The following is a 16,549-nucleotide window of genomic DNA, read 5'->3' as shown; positions in this document are numbered from 1 at the left end:
TCTTATCTAATCCACCTAAGTGCTCTTCTCAGTTCTGCTGTGCCATTTTCCAGAAAACAACGACCATGGGCTAGTATTATTTTCTCCGGTTGCCAAGCCAGCATCTGCTCTAGACATTCTTTGGCTTCTTTTTGATGACCGATAAAAGTCATACGGTAGTCAATAGGTGTCTGGCCGTCCGGAGCTGCAACACGAACCAATTTATAAGCCTTGCTGCGAAGCGAACTCGGAAAACGCTCTGTTTCAAAATTCTCAATCAAATCTGTCAAAATCAAGGTTTGACTGTCCTTATGAAAAAAGACAACTTCCTCAATATAAGCACTTCCCTTGAAAATCAACTGATCTATCTGGTCTGCCCAAGCTTCAGGAGCCTCATCCATCAACTTTTCATCAAAAGAGACTGGAATTTTCTGCTTAGCTGCTCTCTCCTCAACTCCTGGACTAGACCAAGCAATTGCCTCGGGATAACGCTTCTTCCAGTCCGCTATATAAGCATAGTGAATCTTATTAGATGAAACGAGGTGTGCGACTGGTCCCAAAGCGTCCAACTGGTCAAACAAAGCTTGATTTGGCTGAATTGGTGAATGACACCAGAGCTGGCCATTTGCTAACTTGATGACAGTCATGCGGGTAGAAAAGGGCAACTTTGTAACCACTGCATCCATCTCAATCAAATCGCCGTCGGCAATCCAGATATTCTCAGCAATAGGTTTCAAGCTATAAAGCGGTTCATAGATAGGAACAGGTCTTTTCATTCTAAAGACTCCTTCTTTCTAGTCCAAAAACGAAACTTCCCTAGGGCTTGTGGGTACTGAGATAAGCCCACAGCAGACAGAATCAAAATCTGTGGCAAAAACTGAATCAGGTATCTCGTCTTTCCTCCCTCGAAAATCTGCAAAAAGAGCAGGCCGCCAAAAACAGCCAAGGTTAGAAAATTCAGTTCATCACTGGAGCGATATTTCCAAAGGGCAAAGACAAGTCCTGCCGCCATGACAATCCAGACCACCTGCTTGGACAGCGAGAAATAGACAAATTCTGACTTGTCAGTGTTCAGGAAGAAGTCACGGACAAACTGAGTTAAAGGATTATCTTTCGTATCTTGGTAAAAAGGCGATATATAAGGCGTCTTTTCATTTTCAACACTGCGGTAGAGCCAGCCCAAATCACCTTCTGCTACAGTCAGAGACTGCTTGTGGAAGAAATGATGAGCTAAAGTCAAAGGATTATATTCACTTAAACGCCGCTTGATTTCCTTGATAACATATTCCTTAGAAAACATACCGTTGTTGTAATCAGCTTGCTTGTCAGGCTCAATATACTGCAAGAGCCCTTCTTTCATATCTTCCTGATTGTGGCCATTGAAGGTCAGACCTAGATTAATAAAGAGCAAGGGGCCTTTTGCCAATCCCTCTCCCTCCATAATCGGCACTTCCGTCTGATGCTTGGACCAGTAATGCAGCGGGGCATAGCTAATCGCAAAACTGCAAGCAAAAACGACTAGTGTCAGAAAGAACTTCTTCCAGTTCTTTTTGAAAAAGAGGACTCCGAAGACAGCTATCAGTAAAATCATTACTGTTGGCCTAAAGAAGAAAGCTAGACTAGTCATTAGCCCAAGCAAGATACTTCGCCAAACCAGCTGTCGACTGGTTTCCTCTCCCTTCAGCAATCCAAGAACTAGGAAAATCTGCAAACTAATGAAAGGCAGGGGCGGAATATCCGTATACATTGAAAAGAAATAAGGAGAAAAGCCCAGTAAAAGCACATAAAGACTAAAGACAGCATCTGCAGTTTTTTGTGAAAAATACTTTTGGCAGCCCTTATAGAGAATCAAGGCCGTTACGTTAGTATAAACAATATTCAAGGCCTGCATGACCCATAGACCAGATTCCCCAAATACATTAAAGAAAAAACGCTCGTAAAGAAAGAGTGAGACATTGTTAGGGTTGCGGGTCAAATAGCTGGAAATGGAACTTTCTTTCAGAGTTTTGAAAGCCCCTGTAAAGACTACTGCTGCATCCCGCCTAATTAAAAGCTCTGCTGAAAAGAGCATAATCAGCTGAAAAATAAAGGCGGCTAGCATAATAAGAAGTTTATGCTGCATCAGCCAATGATAAGCTTTTTCTAGCAAATTCCGATAGCGATAGGCCAGATAAGCCAAGCCAGCAAAGGCAATTATAGCTATACTATTCAGCTCTGCAACATGCCAGATGGCAATCAGAAACCAGTGAACAGCCGTAACCAGCATAACTTTCTGTAATATCGAAAAGGATAGATGATAAATCTTAGACATAGCTCTATTATACCAAACGCCGAGACTTTAAGCCATTTTTAAAGGCAGTACAAGGACGTTTTACTGAAAAATGACCTGAATAAGAGTCAGATCATTTTATTTCTATTCGGTCTAGGACTGCCAATTTTCTTGGTCATGCTTAAATTTCTCAAGCAAGGCCAAGCCCTCTGGACTGACATAACCCTCTGCTTCAGCCAGAGTGATTAGCTCAGTGTAGTTAGAAAGGGTCACCAATTTGACACCCGCTTCACTGAAGTTCTTTTCTGCCTTTGGCAGCTCATAGGTAAAGATGGCCGCTGCGCCAATCACGTCCGCACCTTCACGTTTAGCGGCAGCGATAGCATCCAAGACCGAACCGCCAGTCGAGATTAAGTCTTCAATGACAACCATCTTCTGTCCAGGCACTACGCGACCTTCGATTTGATTGCCCGCTCCGTGATCTTTTGGTTTGCTGCGGATATAAGCAAATGGCAGGTTCATTTTATCTGCAATAATAGCTCCGTGAGGAATACCTGCTGTCGCAGTTCCAGCAATGACTTCTACATCTGGAAATTCCGACCGAATCTTTTCGACAAAACCATTTTCAATCAAGGTCCGAGTCTCTGGATAAGCCAAGGTCACACGGTTGTCCGTATATATAGGTGACTTGATGCCCGACGCCCATGTAAAAGGCTCTTCTGGCTTCAAATACACTGCTTTGATTTTCAATAAATCACGCGCAATCTCTTTTGCTAAAATCATTTTTTCTCCTTATAAATTTGAAATTTTATGATGCTGTTAATTTTGATAAACGATTTAATTCAAATCTCTTGTTTTGTCTAACTATTCCACTGCTTCTTAATCTCGTGGTAAGCATCCCAAGGATTTTCAGCTTGGATAATTGGACGACCTACTACAATATAGTCACTACCAATTTGATGAGCTTCCTGCGGTGTCATGACCCGTTTTTGGTCGCCGATTTCTGATCCAGCAGGCCGAATACCTGGTGTCACACAGAGGAAATCAGCTGCAGTTGCCGCCTTAATCAGTTCCACTTCTTGAGCTGAACAAACTACGCCATCCAAACCAGCTTCTTTAGCCTTCCGAGCGTAATTAACAACGGACTCCTGAACCGTGGTCTGGATATTTTGGCAATCACGCATATCTTCCTCGCTGGTCGAGGTCAGCTGGGTCACCGCAACCAATTTAGCCTTATCCCCCAAGACCTTCTTGGCTTCGCTCATCATTTCCACACCGCCTGCCGCATGAACCGTCACCATGTCGATACCAAAAGTTCCTAAGACAGACATGGCTGAGCGGACCGTGTTGGGAATGTCGTGCAGTTTCAAATCCAAGAAAATGCTGTGCCCAAGACCTTTCAGGTAATGAACGATTTCTGGACCGATGGCATAGAAGAATTCCATACCGATTTTGACATAGAGTTTTTCATCTTCCGGAAAATGCTCCAAGAAATCTTTGACATCGTCAAAAGATGGAAAATCGAGGGCGATAATAGGCCGTTCTTCACGCATGAGGGGAAAATCTCCTTTTAAATTATTATCTTCAAAAAAGTCCATTAGGCATTTATATCTCAAAACCAACCTTCAGGTTAGGCTCAGAGACATAGAAAAAACCTTGCCCGAGAGCAAGGTTACACGAAAATGTGGCAGTATCTGCCATTCAAACGTATGCACCTTAGTAGCCTCTCTGGACTTCTTTAAAGGTTATATTTAGTTCATTCTATAATTTCACAGCAGGATTGTCAAGTAAAAATGTAACTTTAAAGCAAATTCTCTCGAACTTCTTTTTGTAAGCTTTCAAGACTTTCGATACCGTATTTGTCCATAGCCTTAGGCAAATCTTCAATGATGGTCGGGCAGGCATATGGATTTGTGAAATTGGCAGTTCCCACTCCAATAGCTGAAGCACCTGCTATAAACATCTCCAGAGCAGCTTCCGCCGAATCAACTCCACCCATACCAATAATGGGGACTTTGCTTGCTTGCGCAACTTGACGGATCAGCTTGAGAGCTACTGGAAAGACAGCCGGACCCGACATACCGCCTGTGCCATTAGCGATAATAGGCTTGCGCGACTTCAAGTCAAATCTCATACCCACTAAGGTATTAATCATGGTAAAACCAGCAGCACCAGCGTCTTCAACTGCCTTAGCTACCTGAGTGATGTCTGCCACACTTGGAGTCAGTTTGACATAGACTGGTACAGCGGAAGCATCAACTGCAGCCTTGGTTGCTTCGAAGGCCAACTCTGGAACTTGACCAATCAACAGTCCAGCATTGCCATGGTCAACATTAGGGCAGGAAATATTGAGCTCGATAACCTTGACATTAGGAGCTTGGGAAATTTTACCAGCCACTGTGGCATATTCTTGATTGGAAAAGCCCGCTACATTAGCGATGATTGGAAGGTCGGGATAATGCTTTTGCAGCCAGGGCAGTTTTTCAGCTAGAACAACCTCAACACCAGGATTTTGCAGGCCAATGGCATTGAGCATACCAGCTGGCGTTTCTGCCACACGCGGAGTTGGATTGCCAAAGCGGGGGTCCAAAGTCGTAGCCTTTATCATGATAGAGCCTAGCAAGTCTAGGTCATAGTATTTGGCATATTCCTGACCGAAGCCAAAACAGCCAGATGCTGGAATAATTGGATTTTTCAGGTCCAAGCCTGGCAAGGAAACTCTTAAACGTTGGTCACTCATTCTTTCCCCTCCTAGACAATAATCGTACCTGTCTCAAAGACCGGACCGTCTTCACAAACCCGCTTATTGATCGACTCGTCCTGACCTGCCACATGAACTACGCAGGCATAGCAGGCGCCCATGCCACAAGCCATACGAGACTCCATGGAGAGATAAGCATGCGGATGGTCCTGAAACTTACGATCCACATACTGAAGCATAGCTGGCGCACCACAGGAATAAACAGCCGCATAGTCTTGAGACAACTCATCCACAACGGCTGATACATAGCCCTGGCAGCCATAAGAGCCGTTATCCGTTGTAACAATGACCTCGGCGTATTCTTTCATTTCTTCCTCTAAAATGACAGCGGATTTATCAGCAAATCCCAGAACAGCTGTCACTTGAGCACCCTTGGCATGCAATTCTTTAGCAACCTCAAGCAGAGGAGGGACACCAATCCCACCACCGATAATCAAAGCGTGGTCACCTGCTCTTACAGGGCTCAAGTCAAAACCATTTCCCTGAGGCCCCATAACATCAAGATAAGAACCAACAGGAAGTTGAGAAAAAATAGCCGTGCCGCCGCCTTCTATCCGATAGATGATGCGACAAGTCAGATTGTCTCGGTCAATCTCTGCGATTGAGATAGGCCGGCGCAAAAGCTTGCTGTCATCTGGTACTCGAATATGTAAAAACTGCCCAGCCTGCATCTGAGCGACCATTTGGCCCTTTAGAATCATGGAAAAAATATTAGGCGCAATCTCTACTTGATTCAGCAGCTCCATCTGCTCCAGCATAATCTTTCCAAATCTCTTTTTGCAACTGTCACTAACCATGACAACCTCACTTTCTACAAGAAAAAAACCTCGCCGCAGCAAGGTTTCGCAAAAAACAAGGCAGCCAACTGCCTCTTATACCGTTTTTCCTACCTTGCAGCCTCACTGGACTAGATTAAAGGTTAAATTGTAAACATTATATCGTTAGAGATGAGGAATGTCAAGGCATAAAATATCAGAATTTTCACATCTCCGACTTACCACAGCTTTACCAGTCCTTGTCAAATTCGCTACTTACATCTGCTAGACAAAAGCTTCCATCCTCCTGTCTTCTGAAAATCAAGGCTACTCTATCACTTTTTCGTTCAGTATCTGATTTTCGTATATTAATATACTGTATGCTCAATGATAAGGGGTCAAAATCCGTATCATTCCCATGAATATTACTGTAAGAGGGTAATCCAAAACGTTCAACAACTTCTTGATAAGTCATACCACCTTTACCTCGCTGCCTATCGCCCAATATCAATGTATCGATATCTTCTGGCTTCCAGTTAAAGACAAACTCCTCTTTGGCAGCCACTGGATAGCGACTATCGTCCAAGAACAATGCCGATTTAGTTATCAAATAGTACTCCTTGCCATTGGAATCGGGATCAAAAAAACCTAGTCTTATCTCCTGAGGATGATCAGATAAGCTGTTTTTTTCTATGTCCATCACCCTTGTCTTATAAGTTAGTGTCAATCCATTTTCGGTAAAACTCACATTTGAACCCTTACCGTATTTCGTAATAACTTCTTCCAAAGTCGGATTATTCTTCCACCCCCCAATTTTTGCTATTTTGAGTTCTACAAAATTGTCTAATGTCCATTTAAAAGCAAACTTTTTTTCATCTTCTACCACAAGTTTATTTTTAAGTTCCTTCTGTTTCTTGTCCATTTCTAACTCAGGTTCATCTTGCTGAGTAGTAGAGCTTTCTTTACTAACTGACGAGACTGTCTTATCTTCTTTGTGTTTAGCATTGTCTTTGTTAGGAACCTTTAGTGATAAATAATAGAAGCCAAAGAATAAAGTAAATGATATGGTTAAACAAAGAAGAATAAAGGCCAAGTTAGTCCTTTTTTTCTTCTCTTGTATGGCCATCATGCTGAGTTCTTCTCTTTTTATCTTTTGTTGTCTATAAAGTTCCTTTTTTATATCTCTAAATGAATTGGAATCATGTTTTTTCTTGCTATTCTTTCTCAAGTTTGTCTCCTCTTTCTTATTTAGTTTACTGGCTTTGTTTAGAAACTAAACGCCATGTTCCATCTTCTTGGTTGTAGAATTCTAGAATAACAGTCTGTAATTTATTACGTTCTTTCCAACCCTTTGGATTATTATAAGTAATCCTTAACTTAAGTTGATTGTTTTCTCCTGAAATTATTTGATAAAAAGGCAAACCAACATTTGAAACAATCTCATCATAAGCCGTACCTTTGTCAGTACCTTCTCTAGCACCAATAACAAGACTATCTATATATTCTTGCGTCCATAAAAAATCTCGATCAGGTTTTTTATCAACTTTAATTGCATTACTTGAAAGATTAAAGAACTTTGAGGTGAGCTTATAGACACCATCAAATTCAGCAAATATTAAAGATATATTGCCTATATTACCGTTTTTATCTTTCCAGAAAAGACTAATATAGTTTCGGACTTCATGATTTGGTAATAAGTGGATCCACGAACCAGCTTCGACAGGTTTTCCAAATTCTTTTAAAACATCTTCCAAGACGGCTCCGCCTTTATCTTTGTCCATGGGTAGAGAAACTGCCTTGTCAACCGTCCAAAGAAAGGGACCGCTTTTTTCTGGAGAAACTGTAAGACTTTCAGCGAATTTTTTTACTTCAGTCTTCTTATCCTCTAATTTTTTTGATGGTGAAATAATGTGACTTGACTGGCTCACCGGTTGCTTAGATTTAGCTTTTTCCGGTATAGAGAGCATTAAAAAAACCGCTCCAACGATAGAAAAGCCAATAATGGCTAATAGAACGAATGGTAAGAACTTTGACTTAGAAGTCTCCTTCTCTAACTCAAAAGCAATATCTTCAAAAGAATCCTCTTTTCTCTTCATAACTACTCCTTTTACAGTCTAAAAATCATCATATCACGAATAACTTGAAATTGCAAAATCCGTTTCATTACAATAGACTGAATAAAATATTTCTATGAAAAACTTCAAAAATGTCACTATATCCAATAGAATTTCTTTTACCATCTGTCCATTTTAATAAATTCAATCATAAAACCTTACTACCTTTCATTGATTTACCGGGAAAAAATCCCCAGTTTGTGATAAAATAGTCCTATGAGAATTCAACAGTTACACTATATTATCAAAATCGTCGAGACCGGCAGTATGAACGAAGCTGCCAAACAGCTTTTCATTACTCAGCCTAGTTTGTCCAATGCTGTACGGGATTTGGAAAATGAAATGGGTATCGAGATTTTCATTCGCAATCCCAAAGGAATTACCTTGACCAAAGACGGCATGGAGTTTCTTTCCTATGCCCGGCAGGTTGTTGAGCAGACGCAACTTCTAGAGGAGCGATACAAAAACCCTGTCGCCCACCGCGAGCTTTTCAGCGTGTCTGCTCAGCACTATGCTTTTGTGGTCAATGCCTTTGTCTCCCTGCTTAAAAAAAGCGATATGGAGAAATACGAGCTCTTTCTGCGGGAAACTCGGACTTGGGAAATTATTGACGACGTAAAAAACTTCCGCAGCGAAATCGGCGTCCTCTTTCTCAATAGCTACAATCGCGATGTCCTATCCAAGATGCTGGATGACAATCATCTGATTGCCACTCATCTCTTTACAGCTCAGCCCCATATCTTTGTCAGCAAGTCCAATCCGCTGGCCAAGAAAAAACTGGTCCAATTATCCGACTTAGAAAACTTCCCCTACCTCAGCTATGACCAAGGGACTCACAACTCCTTCTACTTTTCTGAGGAAATTCTCTCTCAGGAACACCATAAAAAATCTATCGTGGTCAGCGACCGTGCGACCCTCTTTAACCTTTTGATCGGTCTGGATGGCTACACGATTGCAACCGGTATCCTCAACAGCAACCTCAACGGAGATAATATCGTGTCAATCCCACTGGACATTGATGATCCGATTGAACTGGTTTACATCCAGCACGAAAAAGCTAGCCTATCCAAAATGGGAGAACGCTTCATTGAGTATCTGATTGAGGAAGTACAGTTTGATAAATAAACTGCAAAAAAACACCTGAAAAAAGCTTTTTCAGGTGTTTTTTCTATTGTTTCAACTCCCCAAACACTTTTCCAATCCTACCCTCAATTACTAGGTCTGCTTGGCTGTCTTGAGGGATGTTGGTCTTGTTGATGACGACCAGATGCTTACCTGAAAAGTACTGGATGAGGCTGGCTGCTGGATAGACGACTAAGGATGTGCCACCAATTATCAGCAGGTCTGCTTGATGGATAGCTTGGGCCGCTTGACGGAAAAGTTCCATATCTAGAGGTTCTTCATAGAGGGTCACATCTGGCTTGACAATACCGCCACAGTCAAGGCAGTGAGGAACGGTACCGTGCAGAGCCAGAAAGTCGTCTAAATCATAGAACCGTTGACAATTCAAACAGTAATTTCTATCCGCACTGCCATGTAGTTTGAGAACCTTTTTCGAACCGGCCATTTCATGCAAGCTATCGATATTTTGAGTCACTACAGCCTTGAGCTTGCCTGCTTTTTCCAAGTCTGCCAAGTAAGCATGAGCAGCATTGGGCTTAGCATCCGGATAGAGCAGGTACTTCTTGTAGAAGTCGAAAAACTCCTGTGGATAGCGCTTAAACATAGTGTGAGAAACCAGTTGCTCCGCTGTAAAATGCCGCCCCAGCTCGACACTATATATCCCATCTGAACTGCGGAAGTCCGGAATATTAGACTCCGTCGAAACACCCGCCCCACCGAAAAAGACAATATTCTGACTTTGGTCTATTAATTCTTGCAGCCTTGCAATCTTATCCATCCTGCTACTCCTTATAAGAAACTTTCTATGACCGCATTCGCTCGGTCGAAGTAAAAAGGTTCCCTCTGGTAGACAATGCCTGTCTCCTGCGCCAAATCAACCAGAAGCTCCATAAAGTGCTGAGATGAGAAACCTGTCGTCCTGTGCAATTCTTCCTCGTCGAAAGGCTTGATAAGATGAGCCAACGGATTTCGAACCGACTTTTCTAACTCTCTTAGCTGCTGTGCTGATTCTTTGACAGATTCGGGCAAATGCAACTGCAAAATCATCTCCGTCAAACTAGAAGAATTGACCGTGCTTTCCGCATGGAAATTTTGCAGGTAAGGATTATCAGAATTTCGCATCTTTTCAAACTTCCAACGGTCGTAACTGGCCCCTCGCGAATTATGAATATAGCAATCAATATCCTGTATTTGCTTACGAATCAGCCGCATAAAAATTCGATAAATAGCTGGACTGACAGCTCGGATAAAGTCAATCAGCTGCTCATTTCTCAGCTTGGCTTCCAGGTCATAAAGGTAATTGGCCAGCTGCTCGTCTGCTTCATTTTCATGGCAAAAAAGCTGAAAATCAGCTAGGGTAGACCCAGTGATTTCCAACTTTAGATTCATCATAGATTGGATGTTGAGTTCTCTTCGCTCCGCTAAAGCGCCAAGAAGACGGACCAAGTCAGACTGGACACCACTTCCTGCTCTCTCAGCTAGTTTATGAGCATAAGCATAGTCATAGCGGGAAATAGCAAAGAGAATGGCTTCTTTGACATCTACTTTCATGCTTCTGCAATCAAGGTTTCCAAACCAACCTTCATCATATCGGTGAAGGTATTTTGACGTTCTTCTGCAGTCGTGTCTTCTTCTGGATTGACTAAGCTGTCAGAAATAGTCATGATAGCAAGAGCATCCACATGGTGTTGAGCAGCCAAATAGTAAAGAGCTGCCGCTTCCATTTCAACTGCCTTAACCCCCCACTTACCAAGCTCGATATTCTTTTCAAAGTAGTTTGAGTAAAAGACATCAGACGACAAGACGTTTCCAACGTGCGTCGTCATACCGAGATCTTTGGCGATATGATAGGCCTTATCTAACAAATCAAAGCTAGCGATTTGCGGAAAATCATACTGTGGCCAGTCATTACGGATAATGTTAGAGTTAGTTGCAGCCGCCTGAGCCAGTACTAATTCACGGACATGCACATCAGCATTCAGCGAGCCAGCAGTTCCGACACGGATTAGCTTTTTCACACCGTAGTCAACAATCAACTCACGCGCATAGATAGAGATTGAGGGCATTCCCATTCCAGTCCCCATAACAGATACACGATGACCCTTGTAAGTACCAGTGTAGCCGAACATATTACGGACTTCATTGAAGCAAACAGCATCCTCAAGGAAATTCTCCGCAATAAACTTAGCCCGAAGTGGATCACCTGGAAGAAGGATTTTATCAGCAATCTCGCCTTGTTTAGCAGCAATATGAATAGACATAGTTAAGATACCAAACCCGTCAAAAGCAAAGGGAAAATAGGAGATGGTCGCAGTGAGCGATGCTCGCAAGACCATCTATCTTTTTCCCACAGCTTTTAGGGTGGGTTCAATTCCTTTCTTTCTTATTTTTAATATTTCATAGAAAGACTAACCCGAGTTCAATTCAAACTCAGACGCCCTTCCTTTCTGTGTTTATTTGAAAGATAGTTTTCCGCTTGTGTTCAAATCTGAACACCTCGCTCTACCTTTCCTTGGTTTAATGATTTTATCGGCTAGATAGAAAGGCTGTTCCGGATTTAATTACCAACCCAGACACTACGCCTTTCAACATTTTTTTACAATTCAGCAAGTGTTTCTTTAAGAAGTCGTTTGAAATCACCCTTGACACGTTCTGTTACTTCAACCACTTCCTCATGATTAAGCTCTTCTTGGAACCCAGCAGCATAGTTTGTAATGCATGAAATCCCAAGGACTTTCAAACCAGAATGTGCTGCTACAATCACTTCAGGAACAGTAGACATGCCGACTGCATCCGCCCCAAGCGTCTTATAAGCACGGATTTCTGCTGGCGTTTCATAAGTTGGTCCAGTTACACCGATATAAACACCCTCATCCAGCTTGATACCAAGCTTATCAGCAACTTTGTGAGCGACGGCACGGTATTCTGGAGTGTAAGATTTTGACATATCAGGGAAACGTGGACCAAATTCATCCAAATTTTCACCAATCAAAGGATTTTGGCCAGTCATATTGATGTGGTCCGTAATGGCCATCAGTGTACCAGGACCATAGCCGATACCACCGGCAGCATTGGTAACAATAACACCTGTAGCACCAAGAGCCTTCATCACACGCACTGGGAAAGTAACGATTTCTAAAGGATTTCCTTCATAGAAGTGGAAACGGCCTTGCAGTGCCAAGACTTTACGTCCTGCCAAGTCTCCATAGACTAATTTACCAGCGTGGCCAACAACAGTTGAGCGGCCCCAGTTGGGAATGTCTGCATAGTCCAGACTGACGGCATTTTCGATCTCAGCAGCCAATTCTCCCAGGCCAGAGCCCAAAATCAGGCCGAACTCCGGCGCCGCCATCCCTTTTTCCTGCAAAAAAGCTGCTGTTTCTTTGATTTTTTCAGATAAACTTGTCATACATTTTCCTTTCGCTTACACCAATTTGTCCAAGAAACTCTGGCCGATCATAGCCTTGTCCACTCCGAAATTGTCGGCAATCGTGGCTGAAATATCCGCAAAGTGGCCGATTGGCAGATGGCCCTGACCTTTGAGTGATTTGCCAAAGACCAAGAGCGGGATATACTCACGCGTATGGTCCGTTCCAGCATAGGTCGGATCATTGCCATGGTCGGCCGTGATCATGAGCAGATCATCCTCGCGCATGCTTTCCACGATTTCCGGCAGGCGGGCATCAAACTCCTGCAGGCAGTCGCGGTAGCCGTGAGGGTCCCGGCGATGGCCGTAGAGAGCATCAAAATCCACCAAATTAGTGAATGAAAAGCCCTGCTGGAAGTCTTGAGACTGAATGGTTTTGATCAGATTGTCAACACCATGGCTGTTAGACTGATTGTGGCCTACATCGTGATTGATACCAGCACCGTTGAAAATGTCATTGATTTTGCCCACTGCATAGGTAGCAATCCCGGCTTCATCGAGCTTATCAAGCACTGTCGGCTCAAAAGGCGAAACCGCATAGTCATGCCGATTAGCTGTACGGGTAAAGCTGCCAGGCTGTCCCACATAAGGCCGGGCAATGATACGCCCCAGAAGAGCAGGCCGGTCCAAGGTAATAGAGCGGGCGTACTCGCAGATAGAGTAGAGCTCATCCAGGGGGATGATGTCCTCATGGGCTGCAATCTGCAAGACAGGGTCAGCCGAGGTGTAGATGATCAGCTCGCCAGTTTCCATCTGACGGGGACCAAAGTCATCAATAACAGATGTCCCAGAGTAAGGTTTATTAGCCTCGCGGATAACCTTGCGGCCGGAAAATTCTTCAATCTTGGTCAGGATTTCTTCGGGGAAGCCATTCCAGAAAGTATCAAAAGGCTCAGTGATATTGAGACCCATAATCTCCCAGTGGCCGGTCATGGTGTCCTTGCCCAGGGAAACTTCCTCCAGCTTGCTATAGTAGCCGCTGGGATTTTCTTCCCTGGCTACCGTTTTGAGCGGGCTTTCTCGCTCGATATTGCCCAGCCCCATCTTGGCCATATTGGGCACATGCAGGCCGACTGTTTTGGAAATGTGGCCCAGCGTATCTGAAGCACCATCTGGTACCCCTGCATTGACAAAGTTATTGGCATCTGGTGCAGCACCGATACCAACTGAGTCCATGACTACCAAGTGAATACGATTAAATTTTGGCATAAAACACCTCTTTCTATTTATTGGCCTCTAAAATTTTAAGACCTGATCTTCCAGCAACAATGACCTTGTCTACCATTTGATTAAACAGTCCATGCTCCACTACGCCCACTACATGATCTAGCTCCTGAGCAAATGCAATAGGATCTTCAATCACGCCAAGGTCTAGGTCGATAATGAAATTCTGCATGTCCGTAACAAAACGCTGACCGTCCTTCTGACGAAAGGCAGGCTTATAGCCCGCACGCTCAAAGCGACGAAAGAGCTGCTCAGCACCATACTGAACAACTTCTACTGGTAGCTTGAAGGCACCTAGCTTCTCGACCATCTTACTTTCATCAACCACCCAGATATAGTGCTTTGTAGGCACCGCTACGACTTTCTCCATGAGAAGCGCGCCGCCACCGCCCTTGATACCGTTAAAGGCTGCATCAACCTCATCAGCACCATCAACAGTGACATCCACCTGATCCACATCGTCGATAGACTTGAGCGGAATGCCCAGCTCTTCGGCCTGTTTGCTAGTGACACTGGAAGTCGTAACAGCTGTAATCTGAAGTCCTTCCTCCTTGACACGCCGACCAATCTCTTCGACAAAATAATAAGCAGTTGAACCCGTCCCGAGACCAACAATCATCCCGCTTTGGACAAATTCAGCAGCCTTGATTCCTGCCAGTTTCTTTAGATTTTCCATAGCACCTCCTCGAATCACACTACTTTTATTATATCATGATTCTCACTAACATGAAAGTGTTTTCTTTACCGGACTTAAATTTCATTCCTTCCGTTTGATAATCGAAAGCCTTGCTCCTCCTTGATTTTTGCGTTACAATTAGATTAATTGATTTTAAACACAAGGAAAAATACAGTATGATTACCAGAGAATTTGATACAATCGCTGCGATTTCTACGCCTCTTGGCGAAGGGGCTATCGGTATCGTCAGACTAAGCGGGACTGACAGCTTTGCTATTGCCCAAAAGATCTTCAAAGGGAAAAATCTAAGCAAAGTAGAAAGTCACACACTCAACTATGGCCATATCGTTGACCCTCAAAATCAGGAAATTTTGGACGAGGTCATGGTTGGTGCTATGCGCTCTCCCAAGACCTTCACGCGCGAGGATATCATTGAGATTAACACCCACGGCGGGATTGCGGTCACGAATGAAATCCTGCAGTTGGCTATCCGCGAGGGCGCTAGAATGGCTGAACCTGGTGAGTTTACCAAGCGGGCCTTTCTCAATGGGCGCGTGGATTTGACTCAGGCTGAGGCTGTCATGGACATCATCCGCGCCAAAACTGATAAAGCTATGAATAACGCTGTCAAGCAGCTAGATGGCTCCCTCTCCAACCTTATCAACAATACTCGTCAGGAAATCCTCAACACACTGGCTCAGGTCGAGGTCAATATTGACTATCCTGAATACGATGACGTGGAAGAGATGACGACCCAGCTTATGCGAGAAAAAACAGCTGAATTCGAGACTCTGCTGAGCAATCTTCTCGATACTGCACGACGAGGTAAGATTTTACGCGAAGGTATTTCCACTGCTATCATCGGCCGGCCTAATGTTGGAAAGTCCAGTCTGCTCAACAATCTCCTGCGCGAGGACAAGGCCATTGTGACTGATATCGAGGGTACGACCCGTGATGTGATCGAGGAGTATGTCAATATCAAGGGTGTGCCGCTCAAGCTCATCGATACCGCAGGGATTCGAGAAACCGATGACCTTGTAGAACAGATTGGAGTTGAACGATCTAAAAAAGCCCTGCAGGAAGCTGACTTGGTTCTTTTAGTCCTCAATGCCAGCGAGCCTCTGACGGATCAGGACAAACAATTGCTCGAAATCAGTCAAGATAGTAATCGTATCGTCCTGCTTAACAAGACTGACCTTGAGGAAAAGATTGAGCTGGATCAGCTGCCAACTGATGTCATGAAGATTTCTGTCCTCCACAATCAAAATATCGATAAAATTGAAGAACGCATCAATCAGCTCTTCTTTGAAAATGCTGGTATCGTTGAACAAGACGCCACCTACCTGTCCAACGCTCGCCATATCTCCTTGATTGAAAAAGCCCTAGAAAGCCTGCAAGCCGTCAACCAAGGCTTGGAAATGGGTATGCCTGTAGATCTTCTCCAAGTCGATATGACCCGCACCTGGGAAATCCTCGGCGAAATCACTGGTGACGCCGCACCAGACGAACTCATCACCCAACTCTTCAGCCAATTTTGCTTGGGGAAATAGAGAACAAAAGGACTGATTTACTCAGCCCTTTTTATGATAAAACATTACAGATTCCCCTCTATCCTAAACTATAATAAAAACAGAACAACGCTATCTGGTCTATAGTAAGCTGTTGTACAGTTACTTAAATCTTGAGAGTACAAAAACTTAACGATAACGATGTTAGACAAAATTTTGTTGTACAGTTACTTAAATCTTGAGAGTACAAAAACCAATTTGTCGCAAACACCCACGCATTACCAGTTGTACAGTTACTTAAATCTTGAGAGTACAAAAACAAAGAGGAAGGCGGTAAGCTTGTACCCTCGGTTGTACAGTTACTTAAATCTTGAGAGTACAAAAACCGTAACCTAAGCAAGATTTCACATGACTGGGTTGTACAGTTACTTAAATCTTGAGAGTACAAAAACGTTTCTTGATGCAGACTAGAAAGGGAGCAGGTTGTACAGTTACTTAAATCTTGAGAGTACAAAAACGAGACTTCCAAAACCGCTTCAAGTGGGGTTGTTGTACAGTTACTTAAATCTTGAGAGTACAAAAACTGTTGCCACCTTTAAACATCGCAGTAGCCAGTTGTACAGTTACTTAAATCTTGAGAGTACAAAAACAACAGTATCGCAATTCTGCTTTGGTTTGCGGTTGTACAGTTACTTAAATCTTGAGAGTACAAAA

Annotated in this window: 16 protein-coding genes and 1 CRISPR repeat array (1 of these 17 only partly in view); of the genes, 2 read left to right on the top strand and 14 right to left on the bottom strand. The window is 43.5% G+C overall.

Annotation, left to right across the window (positions count from 1 at the left end; all coding sequences use genetic code 11):
- Nucleotides 1-2: 2 nt before the first annotated feature.
- From K1I80_RS02760 to K1I80_RS02725, 8 genes are all read right to left on the bottom strand, one after another.
- Nucleotides 3-755, bottom strand: a complete 753-nt coding sequence (locus K1I80_RS02760; RefSeq protein WP_223312965.1) for a DUF4336 domain-containing protein — start codon at nt 753-755, stop codon at nt 3-5.
- On the bottom strand, nt 752-2,290 hold the full coding sequence (locus K1I80_RS02755) for a glycosyltransferase family 39 protein (RefSeq protein WP_223312966.1): 1,539 nt from the start codon (nt 2,288-2,290) through the stop codon (nt 752-754). The genes K1I80_RS02760 and K1I80_RS02755 overlap by 4 nt, the downstream gene beginning before the upstream one ends.
- 111 nt (nt 2,291-2,401) lie before the next feature.
- Nucleotides 2,402-3,031, bottom strand: a complete 630-nt coding sequence (gene pyrE / locus K1I80_RS02750) for an orotate phosphoribosyltransferase (RefSeq protein WP_223312967.1) — start codon at nt 3,029-3,031, stop codon at nt 2,402-2,404.
- A gap of 77 nt (nt 3,032-3,108) precedes the next feature.
- Nucleotides 3,109-3,801 (bottom strand): orotidine-5'-phosphate decarboxylase, encoded by a 693-nt coding sequence (gene pyrF, locus K1I80_RS02745; protein WP_049540152.1) that lies wholly within the window; start codon nt 3,799-3,801, stop codon nt 3,109-3,111.
- Nucleotides 3,802-4,049: 248 nt separating this feature from the next.
- Complete coding sequence (locus K1I80_RS02740) at nt 4,050-4,988, bottom strand: dihydroorotate dehydrogenase (RefSeq protein WP_223312968.1); 939 nt, start codon at nt 4,986-4,988, stop codon at nt 4,050-4,052.
- A gap of 11 nt (nt 4,989-4,999) precedes the next feature.
- Nucleotides 5,000-5,806: a dihydroorotate dehydrogenase electron transfer subunit gene (locus K1I80_RS02735; RefSeq protein WP_223312969.1), complete on the bottom strand. Its 807-nt coding sequence runs from the start codon at nt 5,804-5,806 to the stop codon at nt 5,000-5,002.
- Nucleotides 5,807-6,014: 208 nt separating this feature from the next.
- Entirely contained in the window at nt 6,015-6,992 is a 978-nt protein-coding gene (locus tag K1I80_RS02730; RefSeq protein ID WP_002921077.1) for a hypothetical protein, read from the bottom strand.
- A gap of 25 nt (nt 6,993-7,017) precedes the next feature.
- Nucleotides 7,018-7,860 carry a hypothetical protein gene (locus K1I80_RS02725; protein WP_002921075.1) on the bottom strand — a complete coding sequence of 281 codons (843 nt, stop codon included), beginning with the start codon at nt 7,858-7,860 and terminating at the stop codon, nt 7,018-7,020.
- A 234-nt stretch (nt 7,861-8,094) separates the two neighbouring features.
- Between K1I80_RS02725 and K1I80_RS02720 the strand changes: the two genes are divergently transcribed.
- Nucleotides 8,095-9,003 carry a LysR family transcriptional regulator gene (locus K1I80_RS02720; RefSeq protein ID WP_002895403.1) on the top strand — a complete coding sequence of 303 codons (909 nt, stop codon included), beginning with the start codon at nt 8,095-8,097 and terminating at the stop codon, nt 9,001-9,003.
- Between the two features lie 43 nt (nt 9,004-9,046).
- Here the strand turns inward: K1I80_RS02720 and K1I80_RS02715 are convergent, their stop codons facing one another.
- From K1I80_RS02715 to rpiA, 6 genes are all read right to left on the bottom strand, one after another.
- Complete coding sequence (locus K1I80_RS02715) at nt 9,047-9,778, bottom strand: NAD-dependent protein deacylase (protein WP_223312970.1); 732 nt, start codon at nt 9,776-9,778, stop codon at nt 9,047-9,049.
- 11 nt (nt 9,779-9,789) lie between these two features.
- Nucleotides 9,790-10,551 (bottom strand): hypothetical protein, encoded by a 762-nt coding sequence (locus K1I80_RS02710; RefSeq protein ID WP_223312971.1) that lies wholly within the window; start codon nt 10,549-10,551, stop codon nt 9,790-9,792.
- A complete protein-coding gene (gene deoD, locus K1I80_RS02705) occupies nt 10,548-11,261 on the bottom strand; it encodes a purine-nucleoside phosphorylase (protein ID WP_002895400.1) in 714 nt (237 codons plus the stop codon). The genes K1I80_RS02710 and deoD overlap by 4 nt, the downstream gene beginning before the upstream one ends.
- 335 nt (nt 11,262-11,596) lie before the next feature.
- On the bottom strand, nt 11,597-12,409 hold the full coding sequence (locus K1I80_RS02700; protein WP_223312972.1) for a purine-nucleoside phosphorylase: 813 nt from the start codon (nt 12,407-12,409) through the stop codon (nt 11,597-11,599).
- A gap of 15 nt (nt 12,410-12,424) precedes the next feature.
- Nucleotides 12,425-13,636 (bottom strand): phosphopentomutase, encoded by a 1,212-nt coding sequence (locus K1I80_RS02695; RefSeq protein WP_223312973.1) that lies wholly within the window; start codon nt 13,634-13,636, stop codon nt 12,425-12,427.
- 13 nt (nt 13,637-13,649) lie between these two features.
- Nucleotides 13,650-14,327 (bottom strand): ribose-5-phosphate isomerase RpiA, encoded by a 678-nt coding sequence (rpiA, locus tag K1I80_RS02690; RefSeq protein ID WP_223312974.1) that lies wholly within the window; start codon nt 14,325-14,327, stop codon nt 13,650-13,652.
- A 176-nt stretch (nt 14,328-14,503) separates the two neighbouring features.
- Between rpiA and mnmE the strand changes: the two genes are divergently transcribed.
- Nucleotides 14,504-15,877, top strand: coding sequence for a tRNA uridine-5-carboxymethylaminomethyl(34) synthesis GTPase MnmE (mnmE, locus tag K1I80_RS02685; RefSeq protein WP_223312975.1), 1,374 nt, complete (start codon nt 14,504-14,506; stop codon nt 15,875-15,877).
- Nucleotides 15,878-15,988: 111 nt separating this feature from the next.
- A CRISPR array of direct repeats spans nt 15,989-16,549; the repeat unit is 36 nt; unit sequence GTTGTACAGTTACTTAAATCTTGAGAGTACAAAAAC (it continues 728 nt past the right edge of the window).

The sequence above is a fragment of the Streptococcus sanguinis genome (genome assembly GCF_019929225.1).
Lineage (GTDB): Bacteria > Bacillota > Bacilli > Lactobacillales > Streptococcaceae > Streptococcus > Streptococcus sanguinis_J.
Note: the sequence above shows the minus strand (reverse complement) of the source record. Positions and strands in the feature narration are given on the sequence as shown.

Coding starts and splice junctions, on each gene's coding strand:
- mnmE (WP_223312975.1), top strand. CDS start 14,504: ATGATTACCAGAGAATTTGATACAATCGCTGCGATTTCTACGCCTCTT.
- K1I80_RS02760 (WP_223312965.1), bottom strand. CDS start 755: ATGAAAAGACCTGTTCCTATCTATGAACCGCTTTATAGCTTGAAACCT.
- deoD (WP_002895400.1), bottom strand. CDS start 11,261: ATGTCTATTCATATTGCTGCTAAACAAGGCGAGATTGCTGATAAAATC.
- rpiA (WP_223312974.1), bottom strand. CDS start 14,327: ATGGAAAATCTAAAGAAACTGGCAGGAATCAAGGCTGCTGAATTTGTC.
- K1I80_RS02715 (WP_223312970.1), bottom strand. CDS start 9,778: ATGGATAAGATTGCAAGGCTGCAAGAATTAATAGACCAAAGTCAGAAT.
- K1I80_RS02740 (WP_223312968.1), bottom strand. CDS start 4,988: ATGAGTGACCAACGTTTAAGAGTTTCCTTGCCAGGCTTGGACCTGAAA.
- K1I80_RS02695 (WP_223312973.1), bottom strand. CDS start 13,636: ATGCCAAAATTTAATCGTATTCACTTGGTAGTCATGGACTCAGTTGGT.
- K1I80_RS02720 (WP_002895403.1), top strand. CDS start 8,095: ATGAGAATTCAACAGTTACACTATATTATCAAAATCGTCGAGACCGGC.
- K1I80_RS02725 (WP_002921075.1), bottom strand. CDS start 7,860: ATGAAGAGAAAAGAGGATTCTTTTGAAGATATTGCTTTTGAGTTAGAG.
- pyrF (WP_049540152.1), bottom strand. CDS start 3,801: ATGCGTGAAGAACGGCCTATTATCGCCCTCGATTTTCCATCTTTTGAC.
- K1I80_RS02710 (WP_223312971.1), bottom strand. CDS start 10,551: ATGAAAGTAGATGTCAAAGAAGCCATTCTCTTTGCTATTTCCCGCTAT.
- pyrE (WP_223312967.1), bottom strand. CDS start 3,031: ATGATTTTAGCAAAAGAGATTGCGCGTGATTTATTGAAAATCAAAGCA.
- K1I80_RS02735 (WP_223312969.1), bottom strand. CDS start 5,806: ATGGTTAGTGACAGTTGCAAAAAGAGATTTGGAAAGATTATGCTGGAG.
- K1I80_RS02700 (WP_223312972.1), bottom strand. CDS start 12,409: ATGACAAGTTTATCTGAAAAAATCAAAGAAACAGCAGCTTTTTTGCAG.
- K1I80_RS02755 (WP_223312966.1), bottom strand. CDS start 2,290: ATGTCTAAGATTTATCATCTATCCTTTTCGATATTACAGAAAGTTATG.